Below are 25,182 nucleotides of genomic sequence, written 5' to 3'. Positions count from 1 at the left end.
ACCGGCCCGGGTGGTCAGCTTCAGTGCCCGCGCCCCGCCGACGTCGCGCCCGGCGATAGACCGGCGCAGGTCGCCGTAGGCGACCTCCTCGCAGCGGCACACGATCGTGTCGTCGTCGAGCCACGTCCGCCAGCCCGGTCCGACCGGACAGGCCTCGGCGAGCGCGTCGGCGAACCTGCGGCCCGCCCGGGCCCGGCCCATCGCCCGCAGCGGCGGCTTCACCTTGGCGCCCAATCGTTTCGCGGCCGCCGCCCCGGCGACCGCACCCTGGTCGGCGGCCGGTTCGGCCCCGGCGATCCCGGTCAGGTCCCCGGCGGCGTACACGCCCGGCACCGACGTGGCCTGCACGGCGTCGACCGCCGCGAATCCGCCGCGCAGCTCGCAGCGCGCCGCCACCGCCAGCTCCACCTGCGGCGTGAACCCGAACCCGACCGCGACCGCGTCGACCTCGAAGCGTCGCTCGCTGTGCCCCAGCGGGATCCAGTTCCGGTCCAGCCGCGCGGTCAGCACCGCCCGCACCCGGTCGGACCCGTGGGCGGCGACCACCGCGCTCTGCGGCGAGAACGCCACCCCGTGGGCGACCAGGAAGGCCAGGTCCTTCGACAGCCCGCGGGACCTGCGCCGGCCCGCCAGCGCCCCGGCCGGGTGCGACACCCAGCCCCGCACCGGGTCGCCCGCCTCCAGGACGCCCACGACCCGCGCTCCGGCCTTGACCAGGGACACGGCGGCCGGCAGCAGGAACGGGCCGGTCCCGGCCACCATGACCCGGTCGCCGACCGCGACGCCCTGCTCCTCGGCCAAGGACCGCGCCGCCCCGGTGGTGAACACGCCGGGCAGGTCCCATCCGGGGAACGGCAGGACCCGGTCGTAGGAGCCGGTGGCCAGGACCAGCGCCTTGGTTTCGATCACCCGGCCGGTCCGGTCCGGGCCGTCGGCGGGCCCGGTGCGGATGTGGACGCGGTGGCCGCCCTCCGCGGTCGCCTCCAGCGCCCACACCGCCGATTCGGGCAGGTGCTCCACCTCGTCGGGTATGGACGAGCGGTCGCCGGGCCCGGCGGCCGCGTCGATGAGGACCACCTCGACCCCGGTGCGGGCGGCGGCCTTCGCCGCGGCCGTCCCGGCCGGTCCCGCCCCGACCACCACCACGCGCTTCACGGCCGCGTTCCTTCGTCGTCCTGCGACTGCACCCGGTCACCCTTGGTGAGGACGCGCACACAGGCCCGCACGTCCCGCACGCCGTTCACCCGGACCAGGCAGTCGTGGCAGACCCCGATGCCGCAGAACAGTCCGCGCGGGCGGCCCCGGACCCGGGTGGTGCGCCAGGAGTCGCGCCCCATCGCCAGCAGCAGACCGGCGACGGTCTGCCCCGGCATCGCCTCCGTCTCGATCCCGTCGACGCTTACTCTCATCGTCGATCCCGACTCCGCTCGACAACCTGTTCCGGCAGGGGCGTCAAGGGCCCACCTCCATCATGATCTCGGGCCGGTCGACCCGGTACGGACGCGGATCGACCGCGGGTTCGGCGCCGGTGAACAGATCGGCCAGGAGGCGGCCGGTGGCCGCGGCCAGGCCGATCCCGGCCCCTTCGTGGCCGGCGGCGTGCCACAGGCCCGGTACGCGCGGATCGGCGCCGATGACCGGGAGGCGGTCGGGGGTCCAGGGCCGGAAGCCGCCGTAGGCGCTCATGACGGTGGCCCGCGCCAGCGCCGGGAAGAGCCGGACGGCGCCGCGCGCCAGCGCCCGCAGCTCAGAGACCTCCAGGTTGTCGTCGAAGCCGGTGAACCGGCGGCTCGAACCGATCAGGACGGACCCGGACCGAGTGGACTCGACCACCGGCGAGGTCCGCACGCCGCCCTCGACGCCGGAGACGGCCTCGACGTAGCCGCAGTCGTAGACCTTGTGCCGCACGCGCTCCGGCAGCGGCGCGGTGACCAGGACCGTCCCGTGCCGGGGGACGACGTCGATGGGCGCTCCGGCGGCGATCGAGAACCGTCCGGCCCAAGGGCCGCAGGCGTTCACGACCGCCCCGCACGGCATGCCGTCGGTGCTGCGGCGGACGCCGACGGCCGCGCCGGAGTCGCTCGTGACCAGTCCGGTGGCCTCGACGCCGCCGCGGACCTCGCCGCCGCGGGCGCGCACGGCCGCCAGCATCGCGGTGGCGGCCGGCACGGGTTGGAGCCGAGCGTCGTCGGGGTAGCGGGCGGCGGCGGTCAGGTCGGCGGTGAGCAGCGGCTCGAGTTCGCGGGCCCGGTGAGGATCGAGGTCTTCGACGCGGAGTCCGGCCTCGCGCTGCCGGGCGGCGAAGGCCGCGAGTGATTCGGCGGATTCGCCGGTGGTGGCGACCGCCAGGCCGCCCGTGGGATCCCATTCGACGTCGCCGAGCCGATCCCCGAGCTCCTCGCGCAGGCGATCGAGCAGCCGGGGCCAGCGCCGCAGCGATTCCCGGCCCAGGTCGAGGCGCGGGCCGGGGGGCTTGTCGGAGACGAGCACGTCGCCCTCGCCGGAAGCGGTGGTCGCGTCGGCGGGGGCGCGCCGGTCGACGACGAGCACCCGCAGTCCGGCGGCGCTGAGTGCCTCGGCGCAGGCCGCGCCGATGATGCCGGCCCCGACCACGATGACGTCGGCGGATTCGATGCCGGTCACCTCCTCGCCTGGTCACGTGTGCTCTGCAATCAGATTGGCACAGCCGGCCCCCGGCTGGGGCGGTTCCGCTCAGGCGCGCTCGGGCGGCGTGCCGCGCACCGGCCGGTAGTGGTCCAGCTCGGTCACGAACACCGCCCGGCCCTGGGTCAGCGTCGGCAGGCGCGCCCGGAAGCCGTGGACCATCTCGGTCGCCATCGCGCCCCGCAGGTATCCGGTGCCCCCGGCCGCGAACCGGCCCTTGATCTGCGCCGCGCAGTCCCGCAGTGCGGCCAGTACCGCGTTGCCGGTCCCGCTGGGGAACTCCAGGTCGAAGCGGTTGACCGGTTCGTGCACCGTCGTGCCCGCCTCCTCCAGCATGCCCTCCAAGAGGAACCTGGTGACCTCCCGGAAGTCGCCGGCCTTGCTCACTCGTCCGATGTAGCCGGTGGCGGTGAGGGCCACCCGGCAGTCGGTCACCGCCCAGCCGTACCGTCCGCGCCGCAGCACCTGGTGCACCGTCGATTCGACGGCGTTGCGCAGCGCCCGCGTCAGCGATCCGCGCTCGACCTCCAGGACGTACCGCAGTCCCGAGCCCGGCTCGCCCGGTTCCAGTCGCAGGCCCACCGTCGCGATGTAGGGCGTGGTCTGCCACCGGCCGATCTCGTGCAGGGCCGTCACGGTCCGGTTCGGCCGCTCGATGTGGATCGCCCGGCTCTGCTCGAACTCGACCTCGATGCCGAACTCCTCGTCCAGCAGCGCGGCCACGACCTCCTTCTGCACCTCGCCGTAGAGGCGGACGGCGATGTGGTCGGCCAGCCCGTCGAGGTGCGGGTCCACCAGCGGATCGCGCTCGGCCAGGCTCGCCAGGGCCCGGTTGAGCCCGATCCGTTCGGCCGGGTCGACCGGGCGCACCACCGTCTCCAGTGTCGGCGGCGTGAACAGGCCGCCGTCGGCCAGCTCGGAGGCCGAGCCGATCGCGTCGCCGATCCTGATGTCGCTCAGGCCCCCGACCTTTGCGATGCCGCCGGGCGGGGCCGCGCCGCCCACCGTGCCGGCGCCGCGGTCGAACACCTCCACCGCCGTCACCTTGCCCGAGTGGGAAGTGACGGCGCCCTCGGCGTCCCTCCGGTAGGCGGTCACGCGCGCCCGCGGACGCAGTGTCCCGCTGCGCAGGCGCACATAGGCCAGTCGCCGCCCGGCGGACCCGTGTTCGACCTTGAACACCGTCCCCCTCGCCGGACCGCCGGGATCGGGCGCGGGCGTCGGCAGGAACCGCCTGATTCCTTCGGTCAGGGCCGGAACGCCGGCGCCGGTCACCGCCGATCCGAAGTAGACCGGATGTGCGGCGGTCCGCCGGGTCTGGGCCGCCAGTTCCGCCTCCCAGTCCAATCCGGCCGCCGGGTCGGACTGCTCCAGATAGGCGGCCAGGAACTCCTCGCTCCCCTCCGCCAGCACCTCGGCGGCCCGCTCGAACCGCTCCGGGCGCCCGAAGTCGTAGGGCCGCACCTCGGCTGCGGCGGTCCCGATGGCGCGCACCCCGCCCATCGGCAGGATGCCCGGCGCCAGCTTCCCGGCGATGTCGGCCAGCAGCTCGTCCTGCCGGGCGCCGGGGCGGTCGATCTTGTTGACGAACAGGATCGTCGGCACGCCCAGCCGCAGCAGCGTCCGCATCAGTGCCCGGGTCTGCGCCTGGACGCCCTCGACGGCCGAGACCACCAGGACCGCGCCGTCGAGGACGTGCAGCGCGCGTTCGACCTCGGCGATGAAATCGGTGTGCCCGGGCGTGTCGATCAGGTTGACGGTCAGGTCGCCGAGGGCGAACGCGACCACCGCCGACTGGATGGTGATCCCGCGGCGCCGCTCCAGCTCCGAGGAGTCGGTCTGGGTGCTGCCGCGGTCGACGCTGCCGATCCGGTCGATGATCCCGGCGTCGTACAGCAGCCGTTCGGTCAGACTGGTTTTACCGGCGTCGACGTGCGCGAGTATCCCCAGGTTCAAGAAGTTCACGGCGGTGCGAAGTCCTCACGTGGTCGATCCGGTGGCCTGGCGTGCGGCTCTCCGTGGTTCGGCGCATCGTGGTCTCCCGGTCCCCTTCTCGTCGGACTTCGATGGCAGGCAACCTAAACGATCGCGGACCGGCGCGCAAGCGATTTATCCCCGAGCGGTCCTGCGATAGAGTCCGAACCATGAGCTCCAGCAACGGCAAGACCACGCTCGAGCAAGCACTGCGGGCCGCGGAGATCGAGGCGGCCAACGAACTCACCCGCCGGTGGCTCACCTCGCGCGAGGAGGTGCCCGCGGCGGCCTCGGCGCTCGGCGTCTGGCCGCTGCTGACTGCGCTCGCGTGCGGCGCGACCGGCCTGACCCGCGAGGAGCTGCTCACCGCCGCCGGAGTGGACGCCGACCGCGCCGAGGAGGTCGCGGCCGCGCTCATAGGCGCCGCCGGGGCGGCGTCGGGCATCCGGCTCGCCCTGGGCGTCTGGGCCGGCTCCCGCCTGGCCCTCGACCCCGACTGGACCGCCGCGCTCCCGGCCGAGGCGGTCGGCTCGCTCACCGGCGAGGCCGAAGCCGACAAGGCCGAGCTCGACGCCTGGGCCTCCCGGAACACCGACGGCATGATCGATCGGATGCCGGTCGACCTCGGGGACAAGGTCGACCTGCTGCTGGCCGGCGCCCTGCTGGTCGACACGGCGTGGGTCACCGAGTTCCGCGACCTGCCGCGCCGCTTCCGCTCCGGCCCGTGGGCCGATCTGGGGCAGTGCCGGGCCCTGGAGGCCACCGTCTTCGACGACGTGCTCCGCGTGACCGACGAGGCGTCGGTCCTCACCGTGCCCGGCCGCGACGACATCGACGTGCTGCTGGCGCTCGGCCGGGACGACCTCTCGCCCCACCAGGTGCTGTCGTCGGCCGTCGACGCCGCGGGCGACCCGGACTGGGGCCGTTCGGCCGCCACCGAGCTGGCGGTGGGGGAGCGGGCTCCGGGCGTCGCGGTCACCGAGTACCGGCATCACGAGCCGCAGCAGGGGCCGGAGGTCGCCGTCGAGGCGGTCCGGTTCTCGGTCGCGGCCGACCTCGACCTGTTCGAGGACGCGGCCGCGCTCGGCCTGGTCCGGGCGTCCGATGAGGACAGCGCTGATTTCGAGCGGCTGGCGGCGCAGCGGACCTACGTGAGCCAGGCCAGGCAGGCCTGCACCGCCGTCTTCAGCGCCACCGGGTTCAAGGCCGCCGCCGTCACCACCGTCGCGATGGCCTTGGCCGGCGCCGCCGTGCCGCCGAAGGCCCGGCACCGCCGCGTCCGGGCCACGTTCGGTATCGACCGGCCCTTCGCCTATCTGGCCCGGCACCGCCCTTCGGGGCTGATCCTCGTCGCCGGCTGGGTCGACGAACCCGAACTCGAGGACTGATCTAGCGTTCGCCTTCGGGAGCGGCCCACCAGCGCCACTTGGCCTGCCTCGGGTGCCCGGGCAGCGAGCCTCTGCCGGTGGCCCACAGCAGGGTCGGCCACGGCTCGGCACCGGTCGGGGCGTCCGGGAAGAGCCTGCCGAGCACCCGCTCGCACAGTTCGGCGGGCGGGCGCCACGCCAGGTCGAGCCCGCTGCTGACGTCCTCGGTGTGCACCAGGATCTCGACCACGCCCATGGCCGCGAAGCCTTCGGGGTCGGCGATACCCATGGAGTGAAAAGCCCGGACGTCCTCGGGCGCGGTGCGGACCACGGCGCTCAGCAGACCCGCGGCGGCCTCCAGCACCTGCAGCAGCCCCGGCGGCCCGGCGCTGCGGTCGGCGACCAGCGCGGACTCCGGTCCGCCGCTGCGGCGCGGCTCGACCAGGACCGGCACGTCCCGGTTCAGCGGGGGATGCCGCGGCCCCATCTGGAAGGCGTAGGCGAGGAGCACGTCGGCGATGTGATCGACCGTCTCCCAGCAGGTCCACTTCAGCGGGCCCGCCCGGTAGTCCCAGGCGTCGGTCTCCGCCCGCTGGAGCAGGTATACGGCCACGTCGACCGCCAGGTCGACATCGGCGGCCGTTACCCGAGAAGTGTTCACTGCTGCACCATACCGGAGTCCGGCGCCCCGTCCGAGGCTCGCGAACGGTCGCCCGGCCCGGGTTTCGCACCTGGTCGGCACCGGGCATCCCGATCACCTCGACTACGGTTGTCGCATCGGCGGGCGCTGAGCCGCCTGCGACCGCCTCAGCAACACGAAAGTAAGCGCCATGGATACGCCCAAGCCGATCGGATACTGGCTCAAGCACCTTCACAACCTCATGGAACGCCACTTCGAGGCCAGCCTCGAGGGCTTGAACCTGGGCCGCCGCCACTGGCAGGTGCTCAACGTGCTCTACGTGGGCGCGCGCACCCCCGACGACCTGGACGAGGCCCTGGAGCCGTTCTGGGACGGCGAGGGCATCGCGCTCGAGGAGGTCCTCGACGGATCGGACGGCCTGGTGACCCGCGGCTGGGTCAAGCGGGGACCGATCCTGCTGAGCCTCACCGACGACGGGTTCGACGCCTACCAGAGGGTCGCGGCCCGGATCGACCGGGCCCGCGAGACCATCCTCACCGGGTTGAGCCCCGAGCAGTACGCCGAGACCATCCGCAACCTCTCCATCATGTCCGAGAACATCGAACGGTCCCTGCGCAAGCCGCGCTGAGCCGCAGAACAGGGCCGGGCAGGTCAGTCGGCGTCGCGCAGGCCCAGCAGCCTGCGGGCCTCGGCGGCCGCCATCGGCGGGCGCTGCGCCAGTTCGGCGGCCTCGGCCGCCCGGCGCACCAACTGGCCGTTGCCGGTCACCGGCGTCCGCCGCGCGAACGACACCGTGTCCTCCATGCCCACCCGCAGGTGCCCGCCGTGGGCCAGCGAGGCCAGCATGACCGGCAGCGTCGTCCTGCCGATTCCCGTGGCCGAGAACGTGGTCCCCTCCGGCAGGTACCGCCGGACCGCCTCGGCGAAAGCGGTCACCGTCGCCGCGTCCCCGGCCGCTCCTCCGGGCACGCCCAGCACGAAGTCGACGTGCACGTGAGCGCCGAACGGCAGCCCGTGCCGCTCGAGCAGGCGCTCCAGCGACGGCAGGTGGCCCAGGTCGAACAACTCGTACTCGGGGACCACCGCCCGGTCCCGCATCCGCTCGTGCAGCTCCACGATGAACTCCCAGCGGTTCATGAACACGCCGTCGCCGAAATTCACCGTGCCCATGGTGCACGAGGCCATGTCCGGGGCCGCCTCGAGCACCGCGAGGCGATCACCCTCCGCATCGGTGACCGCCCCGCCGGTCGAGAGCTGCACGACCAGATTCGTCGATTCGCGCAGCGCCGCAACCGTATCGCGCAGCCGACCCAGGTCCAGAGTGGGTCCGGACGCGTCGTCGCGGATGTGCACGTGGACCATCGCCGCCCCGGCGCGCTCGCACTCGATCGCGGCCGACACCAGTTCCTCGAGCGTGGTCGGCAGCGCCGGGACCTGCTCCTTGTCGACCTCGGCCCCGGTCGGCGCCACGGTGATGAGCGTCCCGCTCATGGTCGGGCCCCGGTCGGCCGGTCCTGCTTCTCGCTGGCCTCGCGCGAGCGCGCCGCCGCCTCGTCCCCGGCGGCCCTGACCTCCTCGGGCGGATCCATGCGCCGCCACCACTCCCGGCCGGCCCGGGGGAGGGTGTCGATCGGGTCGTAGTACGGGTAGCGGCGGGTCAGCGCGTCGGGGTCGTCGGCCTCCAGGCTGGTCCGGTAGTTCTTGGTCCAGTAGGAGATGCCCAGCTCCCGGTCGTATTCGGACAACTGGTGGACCCAGCGCTTGCCGACCATCGGCACGTCGCAGATGATCCGGGGCGTGGCGTAGCCGGGGAGGTAGCCCATGAGCGCGTGCTGCAGGTCCTGCGCCCGCGCCACCGAGGTCCGCCAGTGCTCGGAGTTGGGGATCATGTCGCACATGTAGAAGTAGTACGGCAGGATGTTCGCCTCGCCCTGCATCGCGAAGCAGAGGTCCAGCAGCGCCTCGGGCGAGTCGTTGACCCCGCGCATGAGCACGCCCTGGTTGCGCACGTCCCGCACGCCCGCCTCCAGCATCGCCGCCGCGGCCCTCGCCACGGCCGGGGTCACGGAGTTGACGTGGTTGACGTGGGTGTGGATCGCGAGGTTCACGCCCTGCTCGGCGGCGCGTTTGGCGACCCGGCCCATGCCGTCGACGATCTCGTCCTGCAGCCAGTGCTGCGGCAGGCCCATGAGCGCCTTGGTCGCCAACCGGATGTCGCGGATGGTCTCGATCTCCAGCAGCGCGTCCAGGAACCGCTCCAGTTGCTTCCACGGCATGTTGGCCACGTCGCCGCCGGAGACGACCACGTCGCGCACGCCCGGGTGCTCCCGGAGGTAGTCCAGGATCGCCGTCTGCCGGTCGACCGGTTTGAGCGCCATGCGCCGCTTGTCGACCGTCGGGGTGGAGTTGCCGACCAGGTCCATGCGGGTGCAGTGCCCGCAGTACTGCGGGCAGGTCGACAGGAGCTCGGCCAGCACCTTGGTGGGGTAGCGGTGGGTCAGGCCCTCGACCGCCCACATATCGTGCTCGTGCAGCGAGTCGCGGGTGGCGAACGGGTGCGAGGGCCACTCGGCCAGCCGGTCGGAGGCCACCGGGAGCATGTAGCGGCGGATCGGGTCGGCGTAGAACGCCTCGGTCCACGACCCGGGCGCGGTCTCCTCGGCCTCCGGCACCATCGTGTTGAGCATCTGGGGCGGCAGCAGCATCGACATCGTCGCCCGCTCGCGCATGTCGCGGTCGAGGTCGTCGTAGAACCCGTCGGCGAGCCGGTCGCCCATCAGCGACCGCAACTGCTTCACGTTCTTGACGCAGTGCGCCCGCTGCCACTGCGCCGAGGCCCACTCCTCGGAGGTGACGTCCCGCCACCCGGGGAACCGCGACCAGTCGGGCTCGGCGAGGATCCTCCGCCGGTACTGGTACGGCTGCTCGATCACGGCGGGTCGTTGATCACCGCTGGTTCGGTCGGTCACGTTCGCACCTCCATGTCCGGGATGTTGTCCCGGCGCGTTTCGGGAACGGCGGTTGGCCGTCTTGTGACGAGGATAACCTTCCGTTACAGTTGAGCGCTAGGTCTCGCATATTGAGATCCTATAAAAATCCTCACAAACGGAAGGGCGGCAACGATGTCGACAGGCTCACCGGTCGGCTCGCACCGAGTCGTCAGTCCCGCCGGGGCGCTGCCACAAGCGGCGGACCGGCTGGACGACCAACCCGATATCGCCGATAACGAAGTCCGCGTCAGCGTCGAACGCCTCAACCTCGACGCCGCCTCCTACCGGCGGCTCCGCACCGACCACGCCGGCGACGGCGACGCCGTCCGCGCCGAAGTCCGCGACATCGTCGAACGGCGCGGCAAGATGCACAACCCGCGCACCGGCTCCGGCGGCATGCTCATCGGCACCGTCGACGCCGTAGGCGAACGCTCGCCCCTCGGACTCCGGGCCGGCCAGAGGATCGCCACCCTCGTCTCCCTCACGCTGACCCCCCTCCGCATCTACGACGGCCTCGAACGCTGGGACGGCCTCACCGAACAGGTACCCACCTCGGGCCACGCCATCCTCTTCGCCCGCTCCATCGCCGCCGCCCTCCCCGGCGACCTGCCCGAGGCGCTGTCGCTCGCCGTGTTCGACGTCTGCGGCGCCCCCGCCCTGGTCCGCCGCGTCGTCGCCCGCCGCTCCAACCCCGCGCACGCGCCCGCGACCGTCGCCGTCCTCGGCGCGGCCGGCAAATCCGGCTCCCTGTCCCTTGCCGCCGCCCGCGACGCCCGCGCCGCCACCGTCCTGGGCATCGTCCGCGACCGCGACGAGGCCGCCGAACTCGAGGCCGCCGGCCTCGCCGACCGCATCGCCGTCGCCGACGCCACCGAACCGCTCGCGCTGGCCGAGACCGTCACCGGCGCCCTCGACGGCCGCGGCGCCGACGTCACCGTCGTCTGCGCCGACGTCCCCGGCTGCGAACACGGCGCGATCCTGTCGACCGCCGCCGGCGGCACCGTCGTGTTCTTCTCCATGGCCACCTCGTTCCCCGCCGCCGCGCTCGGCGCCGAAGGGCTCGCCGCCGACGTCGAGATGCTCATCGGCAACGGCTACGTCCCCGGCCACGCCGCCTACGCCCTCCACCTGATGCGGCACCAGCCCGGTCTGCGCGACCTGCTCACCCGCCGGACGGAGGCCGCCGCATGACCGCCCGTCCGCTCCTGAGGCTCGACCCCGACCTGGTCGAGCGCGCCCGCCGCCTCGCCGGACGGGCCGGCCGGCCCGTGGTCGACATGGCCCGGACCCACACCACCGTCTCGGTCGAGCGCGCCACCCTCCGCCTGGCCGGGCTCACCGGCGCCGACGCCGACGGCATCCCTTGGGTCAACCGCCTGGTCGACGCCGTCGCCGACCAGGTCGGCATCGGACACGGCGTCGCCGGACCGGTCTTCGCCGCCCTCGCCGGCGCCGAGCACCCCGACCTGCTGCGCCTGGCCCACGCCGCGGCCGCAGGCGGCGTCAAGTTCGAACCGCCCACCGGCCCGACCGCCGCAGCCGCCCGCGAGACCGCCCGCGCCGCCGTCGCCGGCGGCATCGAACGCATCGACGCCCAGCGGCGGGCCCGCACCGAACTGGTCGACCGGGTCGGCGACCCGCCCCAGCGGCCCTGGATCTACCTCATCGTCGCCACCGGAGACATCTACGAGGACATCCCCCAGGCCCAGGCCGCCGCCAAGGCCGGGGCCGACATCATCGCCGTCATCCGCTCCACCGGGCAGTCCCTGCTCGACTACGTCCCCGAAGGCGCCACCCGCGAAGGCTTCGCCGGCACCTACGCCACCGGCGAGAACTTCCGGCTCATGCGCGCGGCGCTCGACGAGACCTCCCGCGAGATCGGACGGTACGTGCGGCTGTGCAACTACGCCTCCGGCCTGTGCATGCCCGAGATCGCCGCCCTGGCCGGCCTCAACCGCCTCGACATGATGCTCAACGACTGCATGTACGGCATCCTGTTCCGCGACATCAACCCCGTCCGCACCTTCATCGACCAGCGGTTCTCCCGCCAAGTACATGCCCGCGCGGGCATCATCATCAACACCGGCGAGGACAACTACCTCACCACCGCCGACGCGGTCGAGGCCGCCCACACCGTCACCGTCTCCCAGTTGCTCAACGAATACTTCGCCCACGAGGCCGGACTCCCCGACCGGCTCCTCGGCCTCGGGCACGCCTTCGAGATCGACCCCGACGTCCCCGAGTCGTTCCGGCTCGAACTGGCCCACGCCCTGCTGGCCCGCGGGCTGTTCCCCGACGTACCGCTGAAGTGGATGCCGCCGACCCGGCACATGAGCGGCGACGTGTTCCGCGGCAACCTCCTCGACGGCTTCTTCAACCTCGCCGGCGTCATGACCGGACAATCGATCCTCCTGGTGGGCATGATGACCGAAGCGGTCGTCACCCCCTGGCTGTCCGACCGCGACATCGCGCTGCAGAACGTCCGCTACGTCCTGAACGCCTGCTCGGGCCTGGTCGAGGACTTCCGCCCGCCCGCCGACGGCTTCATCGCCGACCGCGCCGACCGGGTCCTCCGCGAAGCGGTCGACCTCCTCGAACGCATCGTCGACGACGGACTGCTGGGCGCGATCGCCGACGGCACCTTCGGCATCATGAAGCGACCGGCCGACGGCGGCCGCGGCCTCGAAGGCGTGGCCGAACGCGCCGAGGACTACTTCAACCCCGCCGCCGAGATCCTCGACGCCGAACGGGAGGCGGCCCGATGACCCGGATCGTCCGCCCCTACGGCGACACCGGCGGCGACGGCATGGTGCAGCTCTCGTTCACCCTGCCGGTGCCGCACGACAAGCGCGCCGAAGGCGCCGCCGCCCAACTCGCCTCCAAAATGGGCATCGACAGTGCGATGGTCGTCCACGCCAGGCAGATCGACCGCGATCACACGTTCTTCGTCGTCTACGGCGCCGCCCGCCACCTGGTGAACCTCGACGAGGTCGACGTCGTCGAACGCGACTTCCCGGTCCTGAACCCCAAGCAGGTCAACGAACTGGTCAAGGAGCGGCTCGGCCGCAAGCTCTGCGTGGTCGGCGCCTGCATCGGCACCGACGCCCACACCGTCGGCATCGACGCGATCCTCAACATCAAGGGCGTCGCCGGGGAGAAGGGCCTGGAGTACTACCGCGAACTGCGCGTGGTCAACCTCGGCGCCCAAGTCGCCGTCCCCGACCTGGCCAACCGCGCGGTCGAAGAGTCCGCCGACGCGGTCCTGGTCAGCCAGGTCGTGACCCAGAAGGACGCCCACCTCCACAACACCCGGGAAATGGCCGCCGCCTTCCGCGAGGCGCTCCCGCCCGGGCGCCGGCCCCTGCTCGTCGCCGGCGGCCCCCGATTCGACGAACGCTCGGCCGCCGAACTCGGCGTCGACCGCGTCTTCTCCCGCGGCACCACCCCGGGCGAAGTCGCCTCCTACCTGGTCCACCGCCTCATCACCACCGAGAGGGAGCCGATCGCATGAACGACCACGACGGACTCAGCGTCACCCACCGCGCCTACATCCCCCACGGCCGCGCCCACTACGGCGGCGGCCTGGTCGACGGGGCCTACGCGCTGGCCGTGTTCGGCGACGTCGCGACCGAGATCTGCATCAGGACCGACGGCGACGAGGGCCTGTTCGCCTCCTACTCCGACGTCCAGTTCAAGGCCGCCGTCCGCGCCGGCGACGTGGTCGAGGCGACCGGGACGGTCACGCGCACCGGCAACCGCAGCCGCACGATCGAGTTCACCCTCCGGGTCGTCTGCCGCTCCGACCCCGAGCGGAGCGGATCGGCGGCGTCGGCGCTGGACGAACCGATCCTGGCGACCACCGCCACCGGCACCGTCGTGGTGCCGTGAACGAGGTCGTCGCCTGCGTCGACGTCGGCTCCACCTACACCAAGGCCGCGGCCGTCGACGCCGAATCCGGCGGCCTGCTCGGGACCGCCTCGCATCCGACCACGCTCGGAACCGACGTGATGGACGGCCTCGACCGGGCCGTCCGGGCGGCGGTCCCAAGCCGTGCGCGGGCGGTCGAGACCCTGGTGTGCTCCTCGGCGGGCGGCGGCCTGCGCCTGGGAGTGGTCGGCAGCGAGCCCCTGGTGACGGCCAGGGCCGCTCACCGCGCCGGCCTCTCGGCGGGGGCCAGAGTGGTGCGCGTCTGCGCCGGCGACATCGGGCAGGCCGACTGGAACGCCCTGGCCGAGGCCCGACCGGACGTGCTGCTGCTGGCCGGCGGCACCGACGGCGGCGACCAGACGGCACTGCGCGCCAACGCCGCGGCGTTGGCCGCCACGGGGATCCGGGTCCCGGTGGTCCTCGCGGGCAACCGCGACGCGGCCGACGACCTCCACCGGCTCCTGACCGACGCCGGATTCGACGCCACCTGCGCCGGCAACGTCCTCCCGCGCATCGGCGACCTCGACCCGGCACCGGCCCGGACCGCGCTCCGCGACCTCTTCCTGCGCCACGTCATGGCCGGCAAGCACCTTTCGGTCCGCGCCGACTTCACCGGCCTGGTGAAAGCCCCGACCCCCGACGCGGTCCTGACCGGCATCGAACTCCTCGGCGACCTGCTCGGCGAAGACCTGCTGGCCGTCGACGTCGGGGGCGCGACCACCGACGTCTACTCGGTCCTCACTCCCGACCCCGAGCTGAGCGGACCCCGCACCGAGGTGGCCGGAACCGCCTGGCGCTCGCGAACGGTCGAAGGCGACCTCGGGATCCGGCACACCGCCACCGGCATCGTCGCAGCCGCCGAGACCGGCGACCTGGAGCCGAGCCCGGCCCTGCGCGACGCCGCCCGGCGCCGAAGCGACCGGCCCGACCTCCGCGCCGAAACCGCGGACGAGCGGGCGACCGACGACCTGCTGAGCGCGCTCGCGGCCCGCGTGGCGGTGGGTCGCCACGCCCGCGGCGAACGCATCGGCGGGCCGATCGAGCCGCTGCGAGGCGGGAAGGACCTCGCGGCCGTGAAACTGGTGATCGGCTCCGGGGGAGCGCTGCGGCTCGATCCGGCCGCGGCCGAGTCCTGGGTCCGCGAAGCGGTCTGCGAGTACACCTCGGGCGGCTTCCGGCCGCCGCCGGCGGCGGCCCGGGTCGTCGTCGACGCGGACCACGTCCTCGCCCCGGCCGGCCTCCTAGCAGCCGACGGCCGCCGAGCGGCCGCGACACGACTCCTCCGCGCGGAGCTGGTCGAACGCTCGCACGCCGATGCGACCGCACCGGACGAACGATTTGGGCTGTTATGCCGGGCCCGGCGGCGGTATCCTCAGGTGACACCCGAGGGAACTGGGGGAGGGGCGCCATGCGAATCAGCGACATACTGCGTTCCAAGGGGTCGGCCGTGGTCACCATTCGCCCCGAGGAGTCGGTGCGTACCCTGCTGGCCGAGCTCGCCGAGCACAACCTCGGTGCGCTGGTGGTGAGCACCGACGGCTACACGGTCGACGGCATCGTATCGGAGCGCGACGTGGTCAGGGCGCTGCACGCCGATCCCGGCCTGCACGACGCGCCGGTCTCCCGGATCATGACCGGCGACGTGCGCACCTGCTCGTTCGACGACTCGATCGACGACCTGATGGTGCTGATGACCGACCAGCGCGTCCGGCACGTCCCCGTCCTCGCCGGCAACGGCGTCCTCGCCGGCATCGTGAGCATCGGCGATGTCGTCAAGGGCCGCATCGGAGAGCTGGAATTCGAGATGGAGCAGCTCGAAGGCTACATCTCCAACTCGGGCTGACCTGGCCTATGACTCGGGCCGTTTCTGGTTCTCGATGTACTCCTTGATGATCGCCAGCGGTGCACCCCCGCACGAGGCGGCGAAGTAGGACGGTGACCAGAAGTGGTCGCCCCAAAGATACTGGCGGATATGGGCGCTGAACTCCTTGCGGAGCAGGCGCGCGGAAACCCCTTTGAGTGATCCGACGAGAGTGGAAAGGGTCAGACTGGGCGGGTAGTGGACGAGCAGGTGCACGTGATCGGTTGCACCGTTGAACTCGGCCAGTTCGGCCCCGAACTTGTCACAGGTGTCGCGCATGATCTGCTCGCATCTGGTCAGGATCGCGTCCGTGAACACCGATCGCCGATGCTTCGGATTGAAGACCAAGTGCGCGTGGAGGTTGAAGACAACGTGTCTTCCCCTGCGTATATTCGGGTCTGGCTCCCATCGAGGTGACATAGACAGAACGCTATCCTGGAGTCGTGAAGCAGGTCGTGGTGGTGAAACTGGTCCCGGACGCGGCCTCGCGTGCGGTGCTGGTCGAGACGCTGCGGGTGTGCAATGCCGAGGCGAACCGGATCGCCGCCATCGCGTTCGCGCACCGTGACACCGAGACCGGGCGGATCGAGCGCGAGTACGCACTCAGGGGCCGGGTCTATGCCGAGGCGAAGGCCACCGGGATCGGCTCCCAGCTCGCGCAGCACGTAGTCAAGAAGGTCTGCGACGCGTATCGGACGGTGTATGCCCAGGCCCGATCCGGCCTGCTGCGCGGGCGGCGTGCCGCGAAAGCGCTGGCCAAACCGGTGGCGTTCCGTGCCGGGGCCGCGCAGCCGTTCGACGACCGGTGCCTGTCGTGGGACCTGGAGGCGCGGACCGTGTCGATCCGGGCCGCTGAGGGGCGGCGGCGGGGTATCGGTTTCGCCTGCTCGAAGCAGGACCTGAAGGTCTTGAGGGCGCACCGGCAGGGCGAGTCGGACCTGTTCGAACGCGACGGCGAGCTGTACCTGGCCGCGACGGTCGAGGTGCCCGAGACTGATGAGCAGTTCGAGCCGGTCGACTTCATCGGGGTCGATCGGGGCATCGTCAACCTCGCCACCACCTCCGATGGCGACAACTATCAAGGCAAGGGCCTGGAACGCTACCGGCGCCGGATGGCCCGGGCACGGGCCGAATTGCAAGCCAAGGCCACCAAGGCCGCGAAGCGGAAACTCAAGCAGCGTGCCCGCAGGGAGCGGCGGCACGCGAGCCATGTGAATCACAGGATATCGAAAGAGATCGTGTCGGCGGCCGAACGCACCGGTCGCGGGATCGCCCTGGAGGACCTTGAGGGCATCCGCGAGCGGGTACGGCTCACCCGGTCCCAGCGCGGCAGGATCTCGAACTGGCCGTTCTACCAGTTGGCGCAACACATCGCGTACAAGGCGAAGCGGGCGGGTGTGCCGGTCGTCGTCGTGGACGCCCGGCACACCTCACAGAGGTGCCCGCTGTGCTACCACGCCGAACGTGCCAACCGAAGATCGAGAGACAGATTTGAATGTCGTGGGTGCGGTCTCGCTGGACCGGCCGACGCCATAGCCGCCGTGAACGTGCGTGCACGTGGCCGGATGGCTTGGGCTGTGAGTCAAGGGTCCCGAGTGGCCGCATAGCGGCCGCGATCTACCCGACCACGTCGCAGCCAGCGACGGCGGACGAGGTACAAACCTCCGGACTCATCCGGAGGCCACTTGACAATATACCCCACGGGTTTCGAAGGCCGGGGTACCGCCTTCGTTTTCGCAGTTCACGAAGGGTGCAGAATCGTTTCTCGGAATCAGGAACAACGACGGTTTCGGGAGATCGAAATGCGTGTGATGCTGACGACCATCGGATCGCGCGGCGACGTCCAACCACTGGTGGCGTTCGCGGCCCGGCTGCGCGAACTCGGGGCGGACGTGGTGATGTGCGCCCCGCCGGACCCCGAGTTCGAAGAACTGCTGGCCCGATACGGGGTCGAACCGGTGCCCCTCGGCCAAGCGGCCCGCCCCATGATCAGCGCCGACAAGCCCAGACTCTCCGACGCGCCCAAGATCGCGGCCCGGATGGTCGCCGACCAGTACGACACCGTCATCGAGGCCGGGGAGGGCTGCGACGCGATCGTGGCGACCGGCATGACGCCTGCCGGCGTGCGACTGGCCGCCGAGCGGCTGGACATCCGCTACCGGCACGCCTGCTCCATCCCGCGAGTCCTGCCCTCGCCGCACCACGCGCCGCTGCCCAGGCCGGGAAAGCCGTTCCCCGAGGGCGAGACCGACAACGAGGTGCTGTGGGCGATCGACGCCGAGAACCTGCAGCACCTCTACGGCGTGCCGCTCAACCGCATACGGGCCCGGCTGGGACTGGAGCCGATCGAGGACGTCCGCGGGTACGTCTACACCGACCGGCCGTGGCTGGCCTCCGATCCGGTTCTCGGGCCGTGGCCCGAGACCGAGGGCCTCGACGTCGTGCAGACCGGCGCGTGGATCCTGCCCGACGAGCGCCCGCTCCCGGACGACCTCGAGGCGTTTCTGGACTCCGGGGAGCCGCCGGTCTACATCGGTTTCGGTTCCATGCCGTGGCTGTCGACGAAGAACGCCGCGCAGTCGGCCATGCGGCTGGTCCGCGACCAGGGACGCCGGGCGATCGTCTCGCGCGGGTGGGCCGACCTGGGCCTGCTCGAGGACGGCGACGACTGGTTCGCCCTCGGCGAGGCCAACCACCGGAAGCTGTTCCCGCGGGTGGCCGCGGTCGTGCATCACGGCGGGGCGGGGACCACCACGACCGCCGCGGCGGCGGGGGCGCCGCAGGTGGTGGTGCCCCAGATCGCCGACCAGCCGTACTGGTCCGAACGGGTGGCCCGACTGGGCATCGGCGCCGGTCTCGACACCGCGGAGCCGACCGTCGAGGCGTTCGCGGCCGCCCTGGAGTCGGCGTTGGACCCGCGGACCGTCGCCCGGGCGCGGGCCGTCGGCGGCGAGGTCCGCACGGACGGGGCCGAAACCGCGGCGAGGCTGCTGGTCGGCGCGTCCTGAACGGTGCTCGGCTCCGGGGCCGCGCGGTCCCGGCCTGAGCCGCGCAGGCGCCTGCATGAGACGTGACCGGAACACGGCACTGCGGTGCTCGACGAGAGCAGACGGGCGGCGGCCGCCGAAGCGGACGAGCCGTCGCCCGCCGCCCCCGAAAGAGAGGACATCTCAGTATGCTGCGGGAAGCCACTGAAGGAGGCCCCCGTGACCGATCAGGACACCCTCGCCCACTACACCCGTCCCGGCCGCCTCACCGGCGCCGGAGCCCACCACGACGCCCTCCGCGCACTCCCGGCCGACGTCCCGGCGCTGTTCGAGGCCGTCCAAGGGCTGGTGATCCACGAATACCTCCCGGACCTCTACGGGCTCGACCGCGAACCCGGATACACCGAGACCGCCCACCTGCGATCCGTCGAGCACATCCTCGGCCGGCTCCTGGCCGATGGGCGCCCCCTGACCGAACGCCGCGAACCGGCCGACCGGTTCGGCGGTTGCTGCTGCCACTTCACCGTCATCGCCGTGGCCGCCCTCCGCGCCCACGGCGTCCCCGCCCGAGCCCGCTGCGGCTTCGCCACCTACTTCCAGCCCGACTGGTACGAAGACCACTGGGTCGTCGAGCGATGGGACGCCGACCGGTCCGAATGGATCCTGAGCGACCCCCAGATCGACTCCGTCCAGAAGTCCGGACTCCCGGTCGCGATCGACCCGCTCCGCCTCACCCGGGACGAGTTCGTCGTCGGTGGCGAGGCGTGGCGGCGCTACCGCGAGGGCCGGCTCGATCCCGACCACTGCGGCTTCGCCGCCCACAGGGAGTTCGGCGGCTTGCACTGGATCGTCAACGACCACCTCAAGGACGTCGCCGCGCTGGCCGGCATGGAGATGCTGCCCTGGGACTTCTGGGGTCCCATGGTGCCGCCCGGAGGGTCGGTGGACGCCGAACCGGCCGGCCTGCTGGATCGGCTCGCCTCGCTTACCGCCGACCCCGAGACGGCCGCCGACGTGCGCGCCGTCTACGAATCCGAGCCGCGCCTCCAGGTCCCCGAGCAGGTGAACAACTTCGTGCTCGACCGGATCGAGCCGGTCGTGGCTCCCTGATCGACCGGCTCCCCGTCACCGGCCGCGGTCGGTCTCGAGTCGGGGCGGGGTGAACGCCCTGCGGCGGTCGGCCGCTTCGGGGCGGAACGCGCAGCCGGACTCGTGGTCGTTGACAAGACCCATGGCCTGCATGAATGCGAACGCGGTGGTGGGGCCGACGAATCGCCAGCCGCGCTTTTTGAGATCGCGGGACAGGGCCGCCGATTCCGGTGACGTCGATCGGGATTGCGGCGGCTCGGCCTGGTTCGGGTCCGGCTCGTAGCTCCAGAGATAGGCCGCCAGCGAACCGTGGGCCGCGATCAGTTCGAGGGCGCGTCCGGCATTGTTGACGACCGCTTCGATCTTGCCCCGGTGGCGCACGATGCCGGGGTCGTGCAGCAGCCGGTCGACATCGGCCTCGGTGAACCCGCCGATCGCGTTGCAGTCGAAGTCGGCGAAGGCCGCGCGGAAGCCCGGTCGTTTCGCGAGGATGGTGCGCCAACTGAGTCCTGACTGGAACGCCTCGAGGCTCAGTTTCTCGAACAGTGCGGTGTCGTCGTCGACCGGGAAGCCCCATTCGGTGTCGTGGTATGCGAGGAACTCCGGGGCTCCCGCCGCCCATCGGCATCGGGGGCGGCCGTCCGGGCCGGTGAACATCCGATCAGGCCTCCTGCAGGAATCCGAGGCGTTCGTCGACCCGGCCGGGAGCGATCTCGATGATGTCCGGTTCGGCGATGCGGTGGGCGACCAGCGGGTCGTCGTCGAGGCGCCGCTCGAGTTCGGTTCGGCTGAGCCGGTGGGCGATCACCGCGCCGCCGGTCGCGGATTCGAGGTTGCCGGTCAGCAGGAAGACCCGGTCGGCGAAGCCGTCGGCGATCCACTGCAGGTGGGCGTGCATGTGCTCGGCGGCCTTGGCCTTGTCGCCGATGCGCAATAGGACAATGAACATGATTCGGATTCCCGTTCTGTCGGTGTGTTCGGTTGCGGTGGCCCCTGCGGGCTCATTCGTGTGCGACCGTTTCGAGCGTCCGGAGCCAGGCGCGAAGGTCGGCCACCTCGCGCTGCACGAACGCCCGGTCCTGGTAGGCGTTGGAGAGGGTGGCGATGCCCTGGCTGGCCGAGAGCACTCGCATGGCCAGTTCGTCGGCGTCGTCCGCTTGGCCGAGTCGGACGAACTGGTCGCGCAGCCAGGTCCGGAACAGCGTCAAGATCTCGACGGCCTCGTCGCGGCAGGGGTGGGCGAGCTTGGCGAGCTCGGTGGTGAGGGTCCCGACCGGGCAGCCGTATCGCTCGATGTCGGGGCCGTTGACCGTGACGATGTCGATGTATCGCTCGATCCGCCCGCGAGCGGTCGGTTCTTCGGCCTCCCAGCGCCGCAGCATGTCCCGCTTGGATTGCAGGCGGGCCTCGATCACGGCGCGGAGGACCTCGGCCATGGTCTTGAAGTGGTAGTAGATGTTGCCCTTCGAGATCTCGACGGCGCGGGCGATGTCGGTGAACGAGGTGTGCTCGAAGCCTCGACGATAGAAGAGGTCGTCGGCGGCGTGCACGATCTGTTCTCGAGTGATGCTGGTGGTCATCGTGTTCCTCCCTGTCGGTCGGTGCCGTAGACCGGGTAGTCGGTGTAGCCGGTCGATCCGCCCTGGTAGAACGTCGCCGAGTCCGGCCGGTTGAGCGGCAGGCCCTCGCGGTAGCGGGCGACGAGGTCCGGATTGGCCAGGAAGGGTGCGCCGAAGGCCACCAGGTCGGCGTGGCCGGATCGGACCGCCCTCCGGGCGCGATCGAGATCGTAGCCGTTGTTGGCGATGTAGACGCCGTTGTACGACCGTCGCAGGGCGGCGTAGTCGACCGGCCCGCCGCCTCCGCCCATGTCGCCTTCGAGGAGGTGCAGGTAGGCGAGCCGGTGGCGATCGCTGAGACGCCGGAGAACGTGGTCGAAGTGCCGTTGCGGATCGGAATCGGAGATCGAGTTGAAGCTGTTGTCCGGGCTGAGGCGAAGGCCGACCCGGTCGGTCGGCCATGTTCGCGTCACCGCGTCGAGTACCTCCTCGAGCAGCCGCATCCGGTTCTCCACGCTCCCGCCGTACCGGTCGGAGCGGCGATTGGTCCGGTCGCGCAGGAACTGGTCGAGCAGGTACCCGTTCGCGCCGTGCACCTCGATCCCGTCGAATCCAGCCTCGGCGGCCAGTCGCGCGGCCGTCGAGAACTCGGTGACCACCTCGCCGATCCGGTCGGCCTCGAGCGCGCGCGGGGTCACGAACTCCCGCATGCCCTCGTAGGTGATCGCGTTGCCGGACGGTTTGATCGGAGACGGCGCCACCGGCGCGGCCCCGCCCGGCAGCATGCTGGGGTGGGAGATCCGTCCGCAGTGCTGGAGCTGGGCGAAGATGCGGCCCCCGGATTCGTGGACGGCGTCGGTCACCGCCCGCCAGGATTCCATCTGGTCCTGCTCGTAGAGGCCCGGTGTGTAGGGGTAGCCCACGCCCATGGGCGAGATCGGGATCGACTCCGACACGATCAGCCCGGCGGTCGCGCGCTGCCGGTAGTAGGCGGCCATCATGGCCGTGGCGCGCCCCCGGCGGTCGGCCCGGTTGCGGGTCATCGGCGCCATCGCGAGCCGATTCGGCACCTTCAGGTCGCCCACGACGGTCGGCTCGAACAGATCGGCGGTCACAGTTGCCTCCAGTGGTATTCCGATCGCGGTTAGGACGGTCGTCCTACCGACGGCTTCGAAGTCTAGGACGGACGTCCTAGACTGTCAAGTCAGCCGGCGCGGGCACCGATTCGAGTCCCATGAGGCGGACGGATCGACGAAGATCCGCCTACAGAGGCCGATAGCCGGGCCAACCTGTACAAGACGCCGCGCGTCATATAGCTTGATTGCACCAAATGTATTGGGGTGCAACGGAAGGACACGATGCAGCGACGCGGTGTGTTCAAGTTCGGCGCGGGCCTGACGGCCCTCGGCGCCACGGTCGGTGCGGGGACGGGGTGCGCACTGGTGGACACCGTGCCGCTGGAACCCGACCCCGTCTACGACGCGGCGGGCGCCGCCGACCGCATCCGGCGGATCTTCGAGGCCGAATCGACCCGCGCCGGCGGGACCTGGCAGGCGAAGATCACCCTCCTCGACGGCGCCGAGCGGACCGCCGCCGTCGACACCGACTCCGGCGCCCGGAGGACCGCCGCCAGCGTCAACAAGCTCGGCATCGCCGTGGCCGTGCTCGACAAGGTCGACCGCGGCGAACTCGCCCTCGACGACCGGATCACCCTCGACCCCGACCTGGTCATCGAAGGCTCGGGCCTGTACTTCCACCAGACCGCCTACGGCGACGAGCTCACGGTCGCGAACGTCCTGGTCACCCTCCTGATGCCCTCCGACAATACCGCGGTGCGGCTGTGCGGGCTGCTCTGCGCGCCCGAGGAGGTCAACCGGACCCTCGAAGCCAAGGGCTTCACCGACACCCGCGTCGTCCCCAGCGACAGCGACCCGAACCGCATGGGACTGGGCGAGACCACCCCCGCCGAGACCACCGACCTGCTCGTCCGCCTCGCCGGAGGCGACCTGCTCTCGCAGGCCGCCGGCGGCTTCCTGCTCGGCATCCTCCGAGGACTGTCCGGCTACCACGACGGCTTCCGGCGCAACATGTCCTCGGCCGAACGCTCCCGCATCGCCCTGAAGTACGGCGCCGACGGCCCGACCCGCAACGAGTCCGGCCTCGTCTTCGGCGACGACGGCGCGCCGGTCCTGGTCTACTCCCTGATGGCACAGCTCGACGGCCACCACGACGACTACGGCGCCACCCACCCGGCCGTCCAGGCCCACGCCGCCATGGGCCGCCGCATCCTCGACGTCCTCGACCGGATCGAGCCCTCCGCCTGACGACCGCGACCGGCCGGAGCGAGCACTCACCGGCCGATGGGCCGCCGCGCCGCGCTGGGGTACCGTTCCCTTCGTACCGACGACGAAGGAGTTGACCGACCGTGGACGTGGAGCGCACCGAACTGCCCGGCATCGGTGTCCGGTTCGAGTTCGAGACGAAACGGGGCGTGCACCTCGGCATCGTCGCCCACCGTGAGGGCCGCCGCGACTTCATCCTCTACGACCCCGACGATCCGGACTCGGCCCTGGAGTGCATCGTCCTCGACGCCGACGAGTCGGCCTCGGTGGGGGAGCTGCTCGGCGGCGCACGCATCGTCGAGAAGCTCAACCGCCTGCACCACGAGATCGACAACCTCGTTTCACGGCAGGTGAAGGTCGGCGCCACCAGCCCGTACGCCGACCGGCCGCTCGGCGACACCCGCGCCAGGACCCGCACCGGCGCCTCGATCGTCGCGATCGTCCGCGACGACGGGGTCGAGACCGGCCCGGCCCCCTCGGAGCCCCTCCGTGTGGGCGACCGGCTGGTCACCATCGGCACCGAGGAGGCCGTGGACCAAGTCGACCGCATCCTGCGCGGGCGCGAGTAGTCATGCACCACCTCGTCGAAATCTTCCTGCAGTTGGGGCTGCTGATCCTGGGCCTGGGCATCCTGGGCGCGGTCGCCGGCCGCTTCGGGATTTCGGCCATCCCCCTCTACCTGCTCGCGGGGCTGGCCTTCGGTACCGGCGGCCTCCACGACCTCGAACAGATCGCGAGCTTTCTCGACATCGGGGCCGAGATCGGGATCGTCCTGCTCCTGTTCACCCTCGGCCTCGAATACACCCCGCGCGAACTGCTCGGCACCATGCGCACCTCCTGGAGGGGCGCGATCGTCGATCTGGTCCTCAACGCCTCCCCCGGGGTGATCTGCGCGCTCCTGCTCGGCTGGGGGCCGCTGGCCGCGGTCGTATTCGGCGGGGTCACCTACATCTCCTCCTCGGGCATCATCGCCAAGGTCGTGTCCGATCTGGGCTGGCTCGGCAACCGCGAGACGCCGACCGTGCTCTCGCTGCTCGTGGCCGAGGATCTGGTGATGGCGATCTACCTGCCGATCGTCACCACCGTCCTGGCCGGGTTGGCGTTCGCGCAGGCGGCCTGGGGCCTGGCGCTGGCGCTGCTGGCGGTCGGCGCGGCGTTCTTCGTCGCCGCCCGCGGAGGCACCATGCTGTCGAGGTTCCTCGACTCTCCCAGCGACGAGATCCTCATGCTCAAGGTCCTGGGCGTCATCCTGGTCGTCGCCGGGCTGGCCGAACAGGTCCACGTCTCGGCCGCCGTCGGCGCCTTCTTCGTCGGCATCGCGCTCTCCGGCGACGTCTCCCACACCGCCGAACGCACCCTGGAACCGCTCAAGAACCTGTTCGCGGCGGTATTCTTCGTGAACTTCGGACTGCAGACCGACCCGAGGTCACTGCCGCCCGTGCTCGCGATCGCCGCGCTGCTGGCGGTGGTGACGATCGGCACGAAGTTCGCCACCGCCTGGTGGGCCGCCCGCCACTCCGGGGCGGCGTTCACCGGCCGATTGCGCGCCGGTCTGGTCCTGCTGCCGCGCGGGGAGTTCTCCATCGTGATCGCCGGTCTCGGCGTCGCCGCCGGGCTCGATTCGGAATTGGGCGCCATGGCCGCCGCCTACGTGCTGATCATGGCCGCCGTCGGCCCGCTCGCTCCGCGGCTGGCCGACCCGATCTCGGCCAAACGCCGGGCCCGGATGCGCGCCCGCCGCTTGAAGGCGGGCGCGACCACCGGCCCCGCGGCGTGATACGC

At 71.7% G+C, this 25,182-nt stretch carries 24 protein-coding genes and 2 pseudogenes; 14 read left to right on the top strand and 12 right to left on the bottom strand.

Annotated elements, in window-relative coordinates:
* Nucleotides 1–12: 12 nt before the first annotated feature.
* The 4 genes and pseudogenes from CUT39_RS21085 to CUT39_RS08125 all read right to left on the bottom strand — a co-directional run.
* A pseudogene (locus CUT39_RS21085) lies at nucleotides 13–1,140 on the bottom strand (FAD-dependent oxidoreductase); the annotation flags it as partial.
* Nucleotides 1,141–1,151: 11 nt separating this feature from the next.
* On the bottom strand, nucleotides 1,152–1,409 hold the full coding sequence (locus CUT39_RS08135; protein ID WP_100445479.1) for a (2Fe-2S)-binding protein: 258 nt from the start codon (nucleotides 1,407–1,409) through the stop codon (nucleotides 1,152–1,154).
* 43 nt (nucleotides 1,410–1,452) lie between these two features.
* Nucleotides 1,453–2,634, bottom strand: coding sequence for an NAD(P)/FAD-dependent oxidoreductase (locus tag CUT39_RS08130; protein ID WP_100445497.1), 1,182 nt, complete (start codon nucleotides 2,632–2,634; stop codon nucleotides 1,453–1,455).
* 78 nt (nucleotides 2,635–2,712) lie between these two features.
* Nucleotides 2,713–4,629 carry an elongation factor G gene (locus tag CUT39_RS08125; RefSeq protein WP_100445478.1) on the bottom strand — a complete coding sequence of 639 codons (1,917 nt, stop codon included), beginning with the start codon at nucleotides 4,627–4,629 and terminating at the stop codon, nucleotides 2,713–2,715.
* Nucleotides 4,630–4,808: 179 nt separating this feature from the next.
* Between CUT39_RS08125 and CUT39_RS08120 the strand changes: the two genes are divergently transcribed.
* Nucleotides 4,809–6,026 carry a serpin family protein gene (locus CUT39_RS08120; RefSeq protein WP_100445477.1) on the top strand — a complete coding sequence of 406 codons (1,218 nt, stop codon included), beginning with the start codon at nucleotides 4,809–4,811 and terminating at the stop codon, nucleotides 6,024–6,026.
* A gap of 1 nt (nucleotide 6,027) precedes the next feature.
* Here CUT39_RS08120 and CUT39_RS08115 read toward each other — a convergent pair whose 3' ends face one another.
* Nucleotides 6,028–6,666, bottom strand: a complete 639-nt coding sequence (locus tag CUT39_RS08115) for a DinB family protein (protein WP_100445476.1) — start codon at nucleotides 6,664–6,666, stop codon at nucleotides 6,028–6,030.
* Between the two features lie 169 nt (nucleotides 6,667–6,835).
* On the opposite strand from CUT39_RS08115, the gene CUT39_RS08110 reads away from it, so the two are divergent.
* A complete protein-coding gene (locus CUT39_RS08110) occupies nucleotides 6,836–7,273 on the top strand; it encodes a MarR family winged helix-turn-helix transcriptional regulator (RefSeq protein WP_100445475.1) in 438 nt (145 codons plus the stop codon).
* A 23-nt stretch (nucleotides 7,274–7,296) separates the two neighbouring features.
* On the opposite strand, the gene CUT39_RS08105 is transcribed toward CUT39_RS08110, so the two are convergent.
* Together CUT39_RS08105 and CUT39_RS08100 are read right to left on the bottom strand one after the other, a co-directional pair.
* Entirely contained in the window at nucleotides 7,297–8,136 is an 840-nt protein-coding gene (locus tag CUT39_RS08105; RefSeq protein ID WP_100445474.1) for a BKACE family enzyme, read from the bottom strand.
* Nucleotides 8,133–9,614, bottom strand: a complete 1,482-nt coding sequence (locus CUT39_RS08100; RefSeq protein WP_232805660.1) for a KamA family radical SAM protein — start codon at nucleotides 9,612–9,614, stop codon at nucleotides 8,133–8,135. Before CUT39_RS08100 ends, CUT39_RS08105 begins: the two co-directional genes overlap by 4 nt.
* Nucleotides 9,615–9,767: 153 nt before the next feature.
* Between CUT39_RS08100 and kdd the strand changes: the two genes are divergently transcribed.
* From kdd to CUT39_RS08070, 6 genes and pseudogenes are all read left to right on the top strand, one after another.
* Nucleotides 9,768–10,826 (top strand): L-erythro-3,5-diaminohexanoate dehydrogenase, encoded by a 1,059-nt coding sequence (gene kdd / locus CUT39_RS08095; RefSeq protein ID WP_100445472.1) that lies wholly within the window; start codon nucleotides 9,768–9,770, stop codon nucleotides 10,824–10,826.
* Nucleotides 10,823–12,400, top strand: coding sequence for a lysine 5,6-aminomutase subunit alpha (gene kamD / locus CUT39_RS08090; protein WP_100445471.1), 1,578 nt, complete (start codon nucleotides 10,823–10,825; stop codon nucleotides 12,398–12,400). The genes kdd and kamD overlap by 4 nt, the downstream gene beginning before the upstream one ends.
* The gene (kamE, locus tag CUT39_RS08085; protein WP_100445470.1) at nucleotides 12,397–13,146 is read left to right on the top strand and encodes a lysine 5,6-aminomutase subunit beta; all 750 of its coding nucleotides are present in this window, start codon (nucleotides 12,397–12,399) and stop codon (nucleotides 13,144–13,146) included. The genes kamD and kamE overlap by 4 nt, the downstream gene beginning before the upstream one ends.
* Nucleotides 13,143–13,523: a 3-aminobutyryl-CoA ammonia lyase gene (gene kal, locus CUT39_RS08080; RefSeq protein ID WP_100445469.1), complete on the top strand. Its 381-nt coding sequence runs from the start codon at nucleotides 13,143–13,145 to the stop codon at nucleotides 13,521–13,523. The genes kamE and kal overlap by 4 nt, the downstream gene beginning before the upstream one ends.
* Nucleotides 13,520–14,857 (top strand): annotated as a pseudogene (locus CUT39_RS08075) (glutamate mutase L); the annotation flags it as partial. The gene kal and the pseudogene CUT39_RS08075, both read left to right, overlap by 4 nt.
* 113 nt (nucleotides 14,858–14,970) lie before the next feature.
* Nucleotides 14,971–15,405, top strand: a complete 435-nt coding sequence (locus tag CUT39_RS08070; RefSeq protein WP_100445468.1) for a CBS domain-containing protein — start codon at nucleotides 14,971–14,973, stop codon at nucleotides 15,403–15,405.
* Nucleotides 15,406–15,411: 6 nt separating this feature from the next.
* On the opposite strand, the gene tnpA is transcribed toward CUT39_RS08070, so the two are convergent.
* Complete coding sequence (tnpA, locus tag CUT39_RS08065; RefSeq protein ID WP_100445467.1) at nucleotides 15,412–15,843, bottom strand: IS200/IS605 family transposase; 432 nt, start codon at nucleotides 15,841–15,843, stop codon at nucleotides 15,412–15,414.
* Between the two features lie 23 nt (nucleotides 15,844–15,866).
* Here tnpA and CUT39_RS08060 point away from each other — a divergent pair, with 23 nt between their 5' ends.
* From CUT39_RS08060 to CUT39_RS08050, 3 genes are all read left to right on the top strand, one after another.
* Nucleotides 15,867–17,030, top strand: a complete 1,164-nt coding sequence (locus CUT39_RS08060) for an RNA-guided endonuclease InsQ/TnpB family protein (protein ID WP_198586963.1) — start codon at nucleotides 15,867–15,869, stop codon at nucleotides 17,028–17,030.
* A 195-nt stretch (nucleotides 17,031–17,225) separates the two neighbouring features.
* Nucleotides 17,226–18,431: a glycosyltransferase gene (locus tag CUT39_RS08055; RefSeq protein ID WP_100445466.1), complete on the top strand. Its 1,206-nt coding sequence runs from the start codon at nucleotides 17,226–17,228 to the stop codon at nucleotides 18,429–18,431.
* A gap of 198 nt (nucleotides 18,432–18,629) precedes the next feature.
* On the top strand, nucleotides 18,630–19,520 hold the full coding sequence (locus CUT39_RS08050; RefSeq protein ID WP_157930545.1) for a transglutaminase-like domain-containing protein: 891 nt from the start codon (nucleotides 18,630–18,632) through the stop codon (nucleotides 19,518–19,520).
* A gap of 15 nt (nucleotides 19,521–19,535) precedes the next feature.
* Here the strand turns inward: CUT39_RS08050 and CUT39_RS08045 are convergent, their stop codons facing one another.
* The 4 genes from CUT39_RS08045 to CUT39_RS08030 are packed head-to-tail and all read right to left on the bottom strand — an operon-like array spanning nucleotide 19,536 to nucleotide 22,173.
* Entirely contained in the window at nucleotides 19,536–20,156 is a 621-nt protein-coding gene (locus CUT39_RS08045) for a DNA-3-methyladenine glycosylase I (RefSeq protein ID WP_100445464.1), read from the bottom strand.
* Between the two features lie 4 nt (nucleotides 20,157–20,160).
* Nucleotides 20,161–20,448 carry a YciI family protein gene (locus CUT39_RS08040; RefSeq protein ID WP_100445463.1) on the bottom strand — a complete coding sequence of 96 codons (288 nt, stop codon included), beginning with the start codon at nucleotides 20,446–20,448 and terminating at the stop codon, nucleotides 20,161–20,163.
* A 52-nt stretch (nucleotides 20,449–20,500) separates the two neighbouring features.
* Nucleotides 20,501–21,079 (bottom strand): TetR/AcrR family transcriptional regulator, encoded by a 579-nt coding sequence (locus CUT39_RS08035; protein WP_100445462.1) that lies wholly within the window; start codon nucleotides 21,077–21,079, stop codon nucleotides 20,501–20,503.
* Complete coding sequence (locus CUT39_RS08030) at nucleotides 21,076–22,173, bottom strand: alkene reductase (protein WP_100445461.1); 1,098 nt, start codon at nucleotides 22,171–22,173, stop codon at nucleotides 21,076–21,078. The genes CUT39_RS08035 and CUT39_RS08030 overlap by 4 nt, the downstream gene beginning before the upstream one ends.
* Nucleotides 22,174–22,416: 243 nt before the next feature.
* Between CUT39_RS08030 and CUT39_RS08025 the strand changes: the two genes are divergently transcribed.
* The 3 genes from CUT39_RS08025 to CUT39_RS08015 all read left to right on the top strand — a co-directional run bounded on the left by CUT39_RS08025 (nucleotide 22,417) and on the right by CUT39_RS08015 (nucleotide 25,177).
* Nucleotides 22,417–23,382, top strand: a complete 966-nt coding sequence (locus CUT39_RS08025) for a serine hydrolase (RefSeq protein WP_100445460.1) — start codon at nucleotides 22,417–22,419, stop codon at nucleotides 23,380–23,382.
* A gap of 101 nt (nucleotides 23,383–23,483) precedes the next feature.
* Nucleotides 23,484–23,969, top strand: a complete 486-nt coding sequence (locus CUT39_RS08020; RefSeq protein WP_100445459.1) for a cation:proton antiporter regulatory subunit — start codon at nucleotides 23,484–23,486, stop codon at nucleotides 23,967–23,969.
* Nucleotides 23,970–23,971: 2 nt separating this feature from the next.
* Nucleotides 23,972–25,177, top strand: a complete 1,206-nt coding sequence (locus CUT39_RS08015; protein ID WP_100445458.1) for a cation:proton antiporter — start codon at nucleotides 23,972–23,974, stop codon at nucleotides 25,175–25,177.
* Nucleotides 25,178–25,182: the final 5 nt, after the last annotated feature.

The sequence above is a fragment of the Glycomyces xiaoerkulensis genome (assembly GCF_002798405.1).
Taxonomy (GTDB): domain Bacteria; phylum Actinomycetota; class Actinomycetes; order Mycobacteriales; family Micromonosporaceae; genus Glycomyces; species Glycomyces xiaoerkulensis.
This window is presented reverse-complemented; position numbering and strand designations above follow the sequence as displayed.

Bases quoted from the DNA above. Each gene is read 5' to 3' on its own strand.
- CUT39_RS08135 (WP_100445479.1), bottom strand. From the start codon at position 1,409: ATGAGAGTAAGCGTCGACGGGATCGAGACGGAGGCGATGCCGGGGCAG.
- CUT39_RS08120 (WP_100445477.1), top strand. From the start codon at position 4,809: ATGAGCTCCAGCAACGGCAAGACCACGCTCGAGCAAGCACTGCGGGCC.
- CUT39_RS08110 (WP_100445475.1), top strand. From the start codon at position 6,836: ATGGATACGCCCAAGCCGATCGGATACTGGCTCAAGCACCTTCACAAC.
- CUT39_RS08105 (WP_100445474.1), bottom strand. From the start codon at position 8,136: ATGAGCGGGACGCTCATCACCGTGGCGCCGACCGGGGCCGAGGTCGAC.
- kdd (WP_100445472.1), top strand. From the start codon at position 9,768: ATGTCGACAGGCTCACCGGTCGGCTCGCACCGAGTCGTCAGTCCCGCC.
- kamD (WP_100445471.1), top strand. From the start codon at position 10,823: ATGACCGCCCGTCCGCTCCTGAGGCTCGACCCCGACCTGGTCGAGCGC.
- kamE (WP_100445470.1), top strand. From the start codon at position 12,397: ATGACCCGGATCGTCCGCCCCTACGGCGACACCGGCGGCGACGGCATG.
- kal (WP_100445469.1), top strand. From the start codon at position 13,143: ATGAACGACCACGACGGACTCAGCGTCACCCACCGCGCCTACATCCCC.
- CUT39_RS08070 (WP_100445468.1), top strand. From the start codon at position 14,971: ATGCGAATCAGCGACATACTGCGTTCCAAGGGGTCGGCCGTGGTCACC.
- tnpA (WP_100445467.1), bottom strand. From the start codon at position 15,843: ATGTCACCTCGATGGGAGCCAGACCCGAATATACGCAGGGGAAGACAC.
- CUT39_RS08055 (WP_100445466.1), top strand. From the start codon at position 17,226: ATGCGTGTGATGCTGACGACCATCGGATCGCGCGGCGACGTCCAACCA.
- CUT39_RS08045 (WP_100445464.1), bottom strand. From the start codon at position 20,156: ATGTTCACCGGCCCGGACGGCCGCCCCCGATGCCGATGGGCGGCGGGA.
- CUT39_RS08040 (WP_100445463.1), bottom strand. From the start codon at position 20,448: ATGTTCATTGTCCTATTGCGCATCGGCGACAAGGCCAAGGCCGCCGAG.
- CUT39_RS08035 (WP_100445462.1), bottom strand. From the start codon at position 21,079: ATGACCACCAGCATCACTCGAGAACAGATCGTGCACGCCGCCGACGAC.
- CUT39_RS08025 (WP_100445460.1), top strand. From the start codon at position 22,417: ATGCAGCGACGCGGTGTGTTCAAGTTCGGCGCGGGCCTGACGGCCCTC.
- CUT39_RS08015 (WP_100445458.1), top strand. From the start codon at position 23,972: ATGCACCACCTCGTCGAAATCTTCCTGCAGTTGGGGCTGCTGATCCTG.